Origin of the sequence: Fulvivirga kasyanovii, from assembly GCF_009711405.1 — a bacterium.
GTDB lineage: Bacteria > Bacteroidota > Bacteroidia > Cytophagales > Cyclobacteriaceae > Fulvivirga > Fulvivirga kasyanovii.
This window is the reverse complement of the sequence record NZ_SMLW01000454.1, coordinates 1-11,259: the sequence shown is the minus strand read 5'-3', so window position 1 is coordinate 11,259 and position 11,259 is coordinate 1. Positions and strand designations below refer to the sequence as shown.

General features: G+C 42.7%; 12 protein-coding genes. 4 read left to right on the top strand and 8 right to left on the bottom strand.

The genetic code is table 11. The features are described from left to right. Window positions 1–199: 199 nt before the first annotated feature. Window positions 200–577, bottom strand: a complete 378-nt coding sequence (locus E1163_RS07625) for a hypothetical protein (protein ID WP_155170841.1) — start codon at window positions 575–577, stop codon at window positions 200–202. Between the two features lie 245 nt (window positions 578–822). Between E1163_RS07625 and E1163_RS07620 the strand changes: the two genes are divergently transcribed. Next, a complete protein-coding gene (locus tag E1163_RS07620; RefSeq protein WP_155170840.1) occupies window positions 823–1,629 on the top strand; it encodes a sulfite exporter TauE/SafE family protein in 807 nt (268 codons plus the stop codon). 12 nt (window positions 1,630–1,641) lie between these two features. Here E1163_RS07620 and E1163_RS07615 read toward each other — a convergent pair whose 3' ends face one another. From E1163_RS07615 to E1163_RS07590, 6 genes are all read right to left on the bottom strand, one after another. Further along, window positions 1,642–2,043, bottom strand: coding sequence for an EF-hand domain-containing protein (locus tag E1163_RS07615; protein ID WP_155170839.1), 402 nt, complete (start codon window positions 2,041–2,043; stop codon window positions 1,642–1,644). A gap of 141 nt (window positions 2,044–2,184) precedes the next feature. Further along, entirely contained in the window at window positions 2,185–4,215 is a 2,031-nt protein-coding gene (locus E1163_RS07610; protein WP_155170838.1) for a leucine-rich repeat domain-containing protein, read from the bottom strand. Window positions 4,216–4,239: 24 nt separating this feature from the next. Next, entirely contained in the window at window positions 4,240–5,106 is an 867-nt protein-coding gene (locus tag E1163_RS07605; RefSeq protein ID WP_155170837.1) for a hypothetical protein, read from the bottom strand. Beyond that, the gene (locus E1163_RS07600; protein ID WP_246223549.1) at window positions 5,103–5,714 is read right to left on the bottom strand and encodes a hypothetical protein; all 612 of its coding nucleotides are present in this window, start codon (window positions 5,712–5,714) and stop codon (window positions 5,103–5,105) included. Before E1163_RS07600 ends, E1163_RS07605 begins: the two co-directional genes overlap by 4 nt. A 36-nt stretch (window positions 5,715–5,750) precedes the next feature. Then, on the bottom strand, window positions 5,751–6,194 hold the full coding sequence (locus tag E1163_RS07595) for a hypothetical protein (RefSeq protein ID WP_155170836.1): 444 nt from the start codon (window positions 6,192–6,194) through the stop codon (window positions 5,751–5,753). A 245-nt stretch (window positions 6,195–6,439) separates the two neighbouring features. Beyond that, window positions 6,440–7,009, bottom strand: coding sequence for a hypothetical protein (locus tag E1163_RS07590; RefSeq protein ID WP_155170835.1), 570 nt, complete (start codon window positions 7,007–7,009; stop codon window positions 6,440–6,442). 344 nt (window positions 7,010–7,353) lie between these two features. Here E1163_RS07590 and E1163_RS07585 point away from each other — a divergent pair, with 344 nt between their 5' ends. Beyond that, window positions 7,354–7,716, top strand: a complete 363-nt coding sequence (locus E1163_RS07585) for a hypothetical protein (protein ID WP_155170834.1) — start codon at window positions 7,354–7,356, stop codon at window positions 7,714–7,716. A 33-nt stretch (window positions 7,717–7,749) separates the two neighbouring features. After that, window positions 7,750–8,163, top strand: coding sequence for an alternative ribosome rescue aminoacyl-tRNA hydrolase ArfB (arfB, locus tag E1163_RS07580; protein WP_155170833.1), 414 nt, complete (start codon window positions 7,750–7,752; stop codon window positions 8,161–8,163). Between the two features lie 174 nt (window positions 8,164–8,337). On the opposite strand, the gene hrpB is transcribed toward arfB, so the two are convergent. Beyond that, window positions 8,338–10,827 carry an ATP-dependent helicase HrpB gene (hrpB, locus tag E1163_RS07575; RefSeq protein WP_155170832.1) on the bottom strand — a complete coding sequence of 830 codons (2,490 nt, stop codon included), beginning with the start codon at window positions 10,825–10,827 and terminating at the stop codon, window positions 8,338–8,340. 269 nt (window positions 10,828–11,096) lie between these two features. Between hrpB and E1163_RS07570 the strand changes: the two genes are divergently transcribed. Next, a complete protein-coding gene (locus tag E1163_RS07570) occupies window positions 11,097–11,249 on the top strand; it encodes a hypothetical protein (RefSeq protein ID WP_155170831.1) in 153 nt (50 codons plus the stop codon). The last annotated feature ends 10 nt before the right edge of the window (window positions 11,250–11,259 follow it).

The following is an 11,259-nucleotide window of genomic DNA, read 5'->3' as shown; positions in this document are numbered from 1 at the left end:
AGTTGTTAATAGCAATCGGCAAAAGCAATCAGCAAACTCTTATAATATAACGATAAGCGAGGATTTACTGATTTTCAGTGGCAAGTTTCACATTACTTGTTTTACTTTCCAATCTATTTGCTCCACAGGTTTTACTCTTGATCCGGTTTATCTTCAGTTTAGGGGAACTGAAGAAATAAGTACTCTAAGAAAGAATAGATCAGGATTGGGGTGGAGGTGTGATTACCTCAGTAATGTGATTGGTGAAAATTACGGATTTATATAAGCAGCGACTGTTATATAGTAAATCCGGAATGAATGAGTTTTTATGTATAAATTCTTTTTCTTCCAAGAAGTGCTTTTCCTCTTCTTCAAAACCAAGCGTGCCTCCGGGTACGTGTGTTTCAGGGATAACGTCAGCGTCTGAAAGCACCATTTCTGCTACCAGTTCAACAACAGTCTCAATCTCATTGATATACTTGTACCCCGGACCACTTTTGCCAATCAGGTTGTCGCTAACGTTCATGCTTATATTAAGCACTTGTGCCGCAAGAAAGATTGACAGAAGGTGAAATACTATGGTCGTTCTGATGTTCATTGATGAGATTTACGAATCTCTACTGATTCTGGTTATACAAAGAACACTAAAATTATCGAAAATATCGAATTCAGAAATTTAAATTTTTCTTTTTTAGGGATCTATCTGTTGGTTGAAACTTTAAACCGGAATGCTGCGCAGGTTGCTGGATATCAATTGAGAAAGTCATTTTTGAGGGGTGGTATATTGCAAATTCCATGTATTATTGGCCCTGGAATGTGAGGTACTACAGTGGTTATTAAAATATGATTGAAGTTTTCGGATATTTATCAGCAATAGTTATAGGTTTTACCTTGGGTTTGATTGGGGGTGGAGGCTCTATCTTAACCGTCCCTGCACTGGTTTATATCATTGGTATAAGTCCTGTACTTGCTACATCGTACTCTCTTTTTGTGGTTGGTGTCTCGGCCCTGGTAGGATCCTTAAATTATATGAGAAAAGGGTTGATGAGTTATAAAACTGCAGTAGTTTTTGCCATACCTTCCTTTATCGCTGTTTATGCCACACGTAAGTTTGTAGTGCCTGCCATACCTGAGGTTATATTTACTGCTGGTAATGTGGTTGTCAGTAAGGATTTGGCTATCATGGTCCTTTTTGCTTTGATCATGCTTATGGCCTCTGTCTCGATGATCTGGTCAGGGAGAAGCAGGTTTAACAATGGCAAGCCTGCTCAGGAGCCTGTTTTTAATTACCCTCTGATACTGCTTGAAGGAGCAGTAGTAGGGGGGCTTACCGGTTTAGTAGGAGCGGGGGGAGGTTTTCTGATCATTCCTGCCCTGGTGCTTATGACCAAATTGCCCATGAAACTGGCTGTTGGCACATCTTTACTTATTATCGCGGCCAAGTCCCTGATAGGCTTTATTGGAGACATCCAGGAGCAGCCCATCGAGTTGGGTTTTCTCATTCCTTTTACTGCCATAGCCGTAGCAGGAATTTTTGCAGGTTCGTACGTCTCCAGGTTTGTAGCTAATGAGAGGCTCAAATCATGGTTTGGATGGTTTGTCCTGCTCATGTCAGTTTATATCCTGCTCAGGGAGCTTTTTATGTATTAGAGGAGATAGCGTTTATTGCCCCTGATAGCTGGCAAATTCACTTTCTTCCAGATAATCATTGTCATTAGCATCAAACAGGTTAAAAAAGCCTTCTCTGAATTCATTTTCATCGATGTAGTCGTCCCTTTCTGTATCCCATTCGTCAAAACCTTCCATTTCATCATAGTTATAATCAGAACTGTAAACGTTGAACCCTCTTTCCCATTCTACTTCGTTCAGGCGCCTGTCTCCATCTGTATCCCAGTCTGAGTAGGTGTTTCTGTCGCGAAAGACACTTTCAAATTCTTCCCGGTTCACCCTGTTGTCCCTGTCTCTGTCATAACCGGTCAGGGTCATCTTGCGCTGCGTGTTGCAGGCGCTTAAACATATAATTAGTATGGCTAAAAAACTGGCTTCGGCTATATTTTTCATCATTCTGGTCTTTTGGTTTGTACCTGATAAAAAACAATGTATATGCCAGGGCCTCCGAAAGCTGTTACGTCCCGGAGGCCCTTATAATGCTGATTATGGATGTAGAAAAGAAGTTACTTTTCAGTAAACATTTCTACATTAGTATTAGTAAAAAGTGATCTCACATGATGGCTTGGTGTTTTTAAAGCTGGTCACGTCTTTTTGAGATAGTTTGGTGTTGTAGCAGGAAACTTTCGCCAGATGTATCAGGGTAAACAATGGAGACAGGTTGCTGACAGATGTATTTTGCAACGATATTTCATTAAGGTTGCTCAACCTGCGTACGGCATTGATGTTATTGATTTTTGTGCCTGAAACATGCAGGGACTCCAAACTGGTTATTTCACCTATCGGGTCCAGGTCTGAGACACGGGTATACTCAATATTCAGCTTTTTCAGGTTCTTCAGTCCTATCAGCGGTGTGAGATCCACTACCGGATTATAGGAGCAGTCAAGGGACTCCAGTTTGGCCAGGTTAGACAATGGGGACAGATCGGAGATCTTCATAACCTTGCTGACCTTTAATTCACGCAGGTTTTTGAGTGAGGCCAGGGGAGTAATGTTCTCAATCTCACTGCCTTCCGGTATCACGAGTTTCTTTAGCTCCAGTATCTGGTACAGGTTTTTTAGAGGCAACTTATCCAGCGGGCCTGTATAACCAATGGCTTTGCCGAAAATACCTCTCCACTCTTCCGATAACTTTATCCACCAGATGGTAAAGTCCATAGTTTTATAAATTACAGTGGTGGAAGGGTGTTTGTTTTCGTACAAAGCAAGCTCTTCTTTGCTTACTTTTGAATAGTCTGCCACCAATAGTTTAAGACTCAGGTTATTGACCGGACCCAGAGAATCGACGTGGGTATCAGAAAGGTCCAGCCGCTCCAGGCTGGACCACTTTTTGAGCGGTTCGAGTGATGTTACGCCCGACTTCTTGAGGTTAAGCGATTTTACATTGGTAAGATCGGCTATAGGCTCCAGCGAGTAAATATTGTACTTGCCTTCAATATCTATTTTTTCGGCAGATTTGATCCTTGCCAGGTCTTCACCGGTTGGAGGCGTAGAGGTAATGTTGAATTGTTCTTTAAAACTTTCTTTCCATACCAAAGGCAGATTGTTCCACCAGTTCATCAGGTCTGCTGATTCGTAAAGTACTTTGCACGATTGGTTAGATCCTTCAAATTTTTGGATTTCAGCAAAATCAATTGGGGTATTGATACAGACCACCTTTTTTAAAGACTTTAGTGGAGTAATCGGAGCCAACGATTTAACAGCGGTGTTTTCGAAATAGACTACTTCCAGGTTCTCCAGGGCTTTAAGCGGTTCCAGGGTCTGTATGCCGGTATTGGACATATACACCTCCCTTAAGTTAGCAAGCTGGGACAGTACTGAAATATCAGCGACTGCGGTACTGGAGAAATTGAGTATTTCGAGGGCCGTAAGCTTGGCTAATGGTTTGAGATCGGTGATGTATTTGTTATAAGAGATATCTATTTCTTTAATACCCATTACCTTATAAGACTCACTGGGCGTAACTGTGCTGCCCACTGCCCTTTGAAATACCACTTTCCATTCAAAATTCAGGTCATCCCACCATGCCTGGAATGTTTTCATATCCCTGATGCCGGATGAGTATATGCTGGCCACCTTGTAAACCTGTTTGGCAGGGTCGTAATTGATCTCTGCATACCTGACACTGGCATTTTCAAGCTTTTTGTCGTCTGCCGCAGTACCTGTAATGGTTCGTTTGAAAGTAACTTTGAAATAATCTTTCTGAGCAGAAGTCTTATGCTTTTCAATTTTGCTGATGTCGAATTGGAATTTTACATCCTTAAAGAGTATGTCAACATCCTGAAGGTAAGACTGAACATTTTTATTGATAGATACCTTCCTTTCCGAAAGGTCGTCTTCAATCTGGACATTCTTGTCCTCAAAGATCTTCAGGTAGCTCTGGTCCGTAATGGTTTTTTTATCACCTACGGCAACTTCCGGATCACCTAAAGTATTGAGCGTAAACTCCAGGAACTTAATAAGTTCAGATACCTTTGCCTTCTCCTCATCGCTTTGGGCGTTTGCACTTGTTAAGCAATTGCCTATCAGCATTGCGATCATGAATATTCTTAAAGCTCCAAATCTCATCTTAGTACGGATTTTTATTCGTAATTAATTTGCATGATTATTCTCATGAAAGAAAATATATTTTCTTAAAATTTCTTTGTCTTTTTCAGCTACCCTCATCAAATCAGTTATAAGCCAGCCGGAGTTCATGCTCTTGCGGCTGAGTGACGACAACTCAAAATACCAGTTATCTACCTGAAAGAAATGAAACTTCACATTTTTTATATCCAGGAATTTGGCATTTCCTCTCTTAAGTTCATAAATGAAGAGTGTCAGGAAATCAGGGTTAAATTCATTGGCGGCGTACTTTTCAATTTCATCCAGTTTGCCGAATGCCTTTTTCAGGTTTACAAATTTTATTTCATGACTTTTAGGGTGCAGGTAAGGGCCGGGCTTGTAAGGCTCTGTACCGAAGAAGTCTACCCCCTTGAAATGATAGGTGAAAGGTTGGAAATATACATTCGCAAGTACCCATTTTGTGCCTTTGTTCTCTCGTTCCATCTTTAGGAAAAGCGTGCAGGGGTGCTCCTGTTTCTCGTAGCTTATCATCACATCCACCTGAGCATACCAGTCATTCCTTCTGTGGTTCAGGAATTTAGGATTGTAGCTGTCGGTAACGTTAAAGATGAAGCTGTTCTTCATGGAGTCGGGCATGTTGTTGCTAAGCTTGTCAAAAAGGTTAGACAGGTAGACCTGGCGCAGCAACGGACTTCTGAAAAGTGAGTCGCTGCTGTAAAACCTGGTGCCGTCATAATCTTCTTCGCCGTTAAACCTGCGGAAGAACTGGTTTACCTGTTTGGTTTCTGCAAGCACGAACTCATTGCCATCCAGATAAGAAACACCCTGAGCAATTGCTTCTGAGAAACACATTAAAGCCACTACAATAATTAAAAATGTACTTCTTCTTTTCATAAAACAGTCTCGCTTACAACTATATCACCAAGTAATACGTCCCAGAAATTGACGTGCGTGCCTTCTACTTGCATGATCTTGCGTTCAACATATATTGTGATATCCTTTTTGGTTACGTCTTTGTAGATCAGGGCATCTCCCTGCAGTCCTTCAAACTTTTGATAGATAGTGACTACACCTACATACTTACCATCCGGGGTCATTTCCAGGTCACTGATATACTGGATGTCAAACCATTGGATTTTGACCTTATCATAACTCAGGGCCATGAGCCTTTCAAAGTATTTCTTTATTTCATATTGCTTTACCTCTTCTTTGTCCAGGGAAGAAACGCCGATAACACTACCCTCGGCAAACAGTTCCAGTGCCCTGGATACTACGCGGTTGGCTTCGGAGAATGGTGTGCTTTTGCTGCCAATGATGGCAATGTATTTACTCAGGTCCCTGATTTTCTCCATAGCCATGGAGTCTACCTTGAGTTTTTGTTCAGGGTCTATAGGTTCTTCTTCTTCAAAATAATCGGCTGAAGACTGGCCTATACAGGGCTTGTCGGGAGTGGTAAAGAACACAAAGACAAAGTATAGACAAAACAGTGCTTTATAGGTCATGGTCGATGGGGCTTTAAGATGTAAGATAATAGTGTGTTATTTTACAGCGAGTTCAATTTTGGTGATTTTTGTTTGCGATTCGTCTAACTTGACAGCTTGAATGATATGAGGAGCCTGGCGCGTATCCCTCAAATAGTGAAGGTATTTGGATATGGTGACCGGCTTGTCGTAGTATTTTTCCCCGTCACTGTTGTAAAGTGCAAAAAATACCGGGGTATCGGGTGAGCTAAAGTACTCAAAAACCTCGGCCATCTTGGCATCCCTGCCTTCAATATCTGCAAGATCCATTTTTGCAAATAGCTTAAAATAACCTTCCAGTGTATCTTTCAACTCCTTGTCTACCAAAATAATATCAGAGCTTCGGATTACCTGGGGCTCTTCATCTACTTCGTCAGACTTAGCTGTTTGCGACGATTTACATGAAAAAATAAACAATAAAACCAAAATATAAACAGCAGTGCGATATGTGAATAAACTCATAGTGAAAAATTATCGGAATACAAATTATAATAAATTATTAAGGAAACTGAAATTTTTCATACGAAATTTCAATAATATCCAAGTTGTAACAATTACATTAACTGCCTGATAATGTATATTTTATAATTAAAATATGATTAATTACAAAAAGGCATGCCAAGCTGCATTATCCATGCAACCGTATAATTTATTTTAGCACTAATTGTCTCCCGACCTGTCTGGTCTGAGTTGTATTCATAGATTCCTTAGATGGACTCCATTTCTTCTTCTATATGGCGTACCTCTTCCGGGGAGATATACAGCCGGTTTATTCGGTCCTTGTATTCTTTTGGCAGGTCCTCTCTGTTGAGGATGAATTTTTTTGTTTTAACTATTTCATCAGCTAACCCATGCATAATAGCATAAGTGTCAGCCTGCCGCTCTGCCTGCATTAGAAAGTGTCTGGATGTGAGGTATTTAAAGCCAAAGCCTATCATCTGGAATGAACTCCGGTCAATATAATCCATAATGTGGCCTAACTCATGGGCAATCCAGCCGACCAGTATTTCGTGAGGGACATGCTCTATTCCCATAGTACTGTCGTTGAGCGTCAGGTAACGGCTGATCTTTACTTTGTAGATGCGCTTATACTTTCGCTTAAAGAGTGTTTTTACCCTTGGTTGTGCCTGCATTACTGCATTTCGGATATTATCCCTGAATACAAAATCGATCCGCGTGTTTTGAAGCTCAGGGTAGTAAGACAGTGCCTTTTTTATTTCTACATCCAGCAATTCGGGAATACCCTTATTGGCGTAGGTATCCTCAGGGAGGGGCATTGGCTTACTCTGTGAGTGACTAAAGAGCGGAGAACTTAGAAGAACTAAAAAAATGAAAGTTTTGACTATAGATCTGATAATGAAAGAATTTAGAGGTTATAAAAGTAAATGGCCGTCAAAGCCAAATTGTAACCGAAAGTGGTTCGAAAAGATTCCTTAAATATACGCACTGTTTTTTGAAATTGGTAATTTTTATCAGGTAACATGCAGGTGGTCACCTTCTTACATAAATTGTTATTGGTAATGTCAAAAGCGCTTTTCGTCAGTATTTTCAAGCCATTCATATAAAAGCACAAACCAATAGCCGTTTACGTCGTGAATACAAGTGGTCAAAAACTCAAAATATGCCTAAACGTGGTCAGCAAATTTTTCTTTGGACACTGATCCTCCTTTTGTGCTTTCAATTTATTTTTTCTGGTACCATGCGCCTGTCAGGTCAGTATATTGATCTGGTCATATGGGGATATTCCTGTTCATTGGTATCATTTATGGGATTTATGGATATCCTTATTGCCATTTGTTTGTTGTTCCCTAAAGTGCGTACGGTTTCTGCCCTTATGCTTATTTTATCCATGACGTGGCAGGGGTATATGTACCTGATGCATGAACAGCTTGCCTTTGTCATGATAGATCTGGCATTGGCGGGACTGGCGCTTATAGTAGTGTGGTACAGCCGGGAGGGACTTTATGCACAGGGAAAGTGGTAAGCAAGTTATGAGGTGAATTTGTATCTTTGAAAAATGAGCGAGAAGGTTTACGAACGGGATTTTAATAGTGAGTTGGAGTTTGTGACTTCCAGAAGTGGTGGGCCCGGCGGCCAGAACGTTAACAAGGTCAATACCAAAGTTACCCTGAGGTTTGACTTATCTGCCTCACAGTTATTGGACGATGAAGAAAAGGCAAAAATAGCCGATAAGCTGGCCAATAAAATCAGTAATGACAACATTCTGATCGTTACCTCCGAAGCCGGGCGTTCGCAGCTTAAAAACAAAGAAGAAGCCATCAGGAAGTTTTATGACCTGCTGAAAAAAGCTTTCAAGGTTAAAAAGAAACGAAAAGCCACCAAGCCTTCAAAAGCTGCCGTTGAAAAAAGACTGAAAGCCAAGCAAAAGCAATCAGAAAAGAAACAGCAGAGGCAGAACAAGGATTTTTGATGGCCCAAGCTGAAACCTGTGACGCAGATGCTTACCACTGAAAATCAACAAATCGCATCTACTGTGTTTTTTGCTAGTTTGCCAACTGCCCTTGCCGACTGCTATTAACAACAGTCTGTCAAGCAAAAAGGTGAAAGTTATTGTCTTCCCGGCAGTTCTCTCAGTACTTTTGACTTACTTCCTTTCTTTTTTCTTTACACCTCTCAAAGCTTCTGCTGTCCACGGATCCTCAGGCCATGAATGCTTCGGGTAGCGTCGTTGGAGTTCCTTTTTCACTTCAAAGTAAGCATTGCCCCAAAAGCTGCGCAGGTCAGCCGTAACCTGAACGGGTTTAAAGCCTGGAGAGAGCAGGTGCATGAGTACGGAGGTTTTGCCTTCATTGACCTTTGGTGTATCAGCCAGCCCGAATACTTCCTGTAGCCTCACAGCCAGTACCGGTGAAGAGCCGTCAGCAAGATATTGCAATTTTACAGCAGAGCCACTTGGAACGGCAATCCTGGAAGGTGCCAGCTCGTCAAGAGCAGCTTGTTTTTCCCAGTCAAGACTATGATGGAGTACTTCTGCCAGGTTAATTTTCTTCAGATCTTCCGGCTTTTTGATCTGATCCAGGTATGGAGACAGCCACTCCTCGTTAGTGATCAGCAAGGTTTGGGTACTTACATCAGGCCAGTTATCCTGAGGGCGCCATTTGCGCAGGCTCAGTACGCGGTTTTGCCACTGCGTAACCTGTTCGTCAAAATTCAACAGGTTTGCCCCTTCACTTTTAATGGCCTCCGAAATAGCTTTTACAAGATGCTCCCCGTCAGGGGAGGGTAGAGGTTTGGATTGCAGCACTATACAGCCTATCCGCAAGTCTTTTGTCGCTATCAAACCTCCCTTGCGGGTATCCCAGGTTATTATTTCCTGTTCTTTTACCAGCGGAGCGAGGTCTTTAGGGTTTAGAGGAGAGGCCATGAATATTTTTCCCATACCATCACGGGCATCCACATTGGCGATTGCCAGCCAGGGCTCATGCGCAAGGTCATCGCGGTGGCCTGCCATGGCGTATTTGCCGTTGGCAAGTTGAAATTGGGCATTATTTCCCGGACGAGCATAGGCTATTCGTTCCGGGTAGGCATGTGCCAACAGCACACCCGTAGCATAGGGATCTACGAGGCCATTATCTTCTTGCTTATCGAAAAGTTTGCGGTATGATGCCGCTATTTTTTCTATTCTACCAAAACTTTTTCCCTGCCCTCTTCCGGACCGGTACCTTCTCAGCGCCTCTATCCGCAAGTTGATATCAATGCCAGACTCTTTAGGCAAAGGGTCCCTTTCTTCGAGTACAGCCGCCACATCGGAGGCCAGTTCGAGCAGGTCATCATCTTCGGCCATTAACAGCATATGCGCAATGCGAGGATGACAGGGGAGCTGGTGTATTCTTTTTCCATGCTCTGTGATACGGCCGTTTTGCAGGGCATCGAGCTGATGGAGCGTGTCGGAGGCCTGAGATAGTGCGCCTTTTGGGGGCGGAGTGAGCCACGTGAGCTGATGAGCATCTACTATGCCCCATTGTGCCATGTCTAGTACCAGCGGAGCCAAATCCGCCTCCATGATTTCCGGTACACGGTGTTCGGCAAGCCTTTCCTGTGTAGCCTTTGACCACATGCGGTAACATACACCAGCACTTAAACGTCCGGCACGCCCTGCACGCTGATCAGCAGAGTCTTTAGTGATCTGAACAGTTTCCAATCGTGACAATCCTGATTTTGGGTCGAACCGCGACGTTCTGCCATAACCGGTGTCAACCACTATTTTAATGCCTTCGATGGTAAGGCTGGTTTCTGCGATTGATGTGGCCAGCACTACTTTGCGTCGCCCTTTTCTGTCGGGCATGATGGCGCTGTATTGTTTGTTTTGAGGTAGCTTGCCGTACAGTGGGTGAATGACAAAACCGGGCAGCGCCTTTTTTAGAAGCTCTTCGCACTTCCTTATTTCACCTTCGCCCGGGAAGAATACCAGTGCGTCTCCATCATGTTCACCGACAGCTTTTTTTACCGTTTTTGCGGTCATTTCCGGCAGCATCATCAGGTCTGTTTCACCGTCATAAATAACCTCTACCGGGTATTGCCTGCCCTGGCTTTCCGCCACCGGAGCATTGAGGAGTTCTTTGAGCTGGGGCATATTCAAGGTTGCGGACATGATCATAATGCGCAAGTCGGGCCTGAGTACCTGCTGAGCTTCGCGGCATAAGGCAAGTGCTACGTCTGCATGAATACTTCTTTCATGAAACTCATCGAATATAACCAGTCCAACACCTTCAAGAGCATTGTCGCTATGGATCATCCGGGTCAGGATGCCTTCGGTTAGTACCTCAATCTGAGTATCAGCACTGGTGCGGTTTTCAAAGCGTATGCGATACCCAACAGTTTTGCCCACCTCGTCATTCAGGAGGTCCGACATACGTGAAGCAATAGACCGGGCAGCAAGCCGGCGTGGTTCAAGCATGAGTATTTTCTTCCCTTCCAGCCAGGGCTCATTGAGCAATGCCAGGGGGAGCAACGTACTCTTCCCCGCTCCCGGAGGAGCATTAACGATGAGTGTATTTTCTTTTTGAAGTGACTCCCTGACCTCAGAAATGATATCAGCAACGGGAAGATCTATGTTTAAAGCGTCGAATGACAAGGTTTGTAAATGGGTTAAAATGAGTAAATACCGATATTTTTTAAACCGCAAAATTACAAACTTTGTTGAAGAAATGGGGTGAAGTATTTAAATAGAGAGTGCTAAATAAGTTTCGAAATTGACTCTTGCAGTTGAGGGAAATTGAAGTCGAATTGAACTTGTCCGTTTTTCTTACATTTTAACCTGTTTTAAAAGGATTAGAGCTTGAAAAATTTTAAATTCCAATGATTTATTACTAACTATAGAGCAACCCCAAAAAACGACGGCTTATGGTTACCAGTAATCCTAAAAAAGACCTTCTAAACCATTCTTTCGGACTCAGATATAAAACCTGCGATTTGAAGTCTAAGTTAACTGCACTTATCCTTTATGTTGAGGAATGTGATGATCTGGATGATATGAAGGGCTTCCTTGAAAATTAGTTGAGAAACA

Excerpts from the sequence above, each read along its gene's own strand:
- E1163_RS07625 (WP_155170841.1), bottom strand. The coding sequence starts at position 577 with ATGAACATCAGAACGACCATAGTATTTCACCTTCTGTCAATCTTTCTT.
- E1163_RS07620 (WP_155170840.1), top strand. The coding sequence starts at position 823 with ATGATTGAAGTTTTCGGATATTTATCAGCAATAGTTATAGGTTTTACC.
- E1163_RS07585 (WP_155170834.1), top strand. The coding sequence starts at position 7,354 with ATGCCTAAACGTGGTCAGCAAATTTTTCTTTGGACACTGATCCTCCTT.
- E1163_RS07610 (WP_155170838.1), bottom strand. The coding sequence starts at position 4,215 with ATGAGATTTGGAGCTTTAAGAATATTCATGATCGCAATGCTGATAGGC.
- E1163_RS07595 (WP_155170836.1), bottom strand. The coding sequence starts at position 6,194 with ATGAGTTTATTCACATATCGCACTGCTGTTTATATTTTGGTTTTATTG.
- E1163_RS07570 (WP_155170831.1), top strand. The coding sequence starts at position 11,097 with ATGGTTACCAGTAATCCTAAAAAAGACCTTCTAAACCATTCTTTCGGA.
- E1163_RS07605 (WP_155170837.1), bottom strand. The coding sequence starts at position 5,106 with ATGAAAAGAAGAAGTACATTTTTAATTATTGTAGTGGCTTTAATGTGT.
- E1163_RS07600 (WP_246223549.1), bottom strand. The coding sequence starts at position 5,714 with ATGACCTATAAAGCACTGTTTTGTCTATACTTTGTCTTTGTGTTCTTT.
- arfB (WP_155170833.1), top strand. The coding sequence starts at position 7,750 with ATGAGCGAGAAGGTTTACGAACGGGATTTTAATAGTGAGTTGGAGTTT.
- E1163_RS07615 (WP_155170839.1), bottom strand. The coding sequence starts at position 2,043 with ATGATGAAAAATATAGCCGAAGCCAGTTTTTTAGCCATACTAATTATA.
- E1163_RS07590 (WP_155170835.1), bottom strand. The coding sequence starts at position 7,009 with ATGCCCCTCCCTGAGGATACCTACGCCAATAAGGGTATTCCCGAATTG.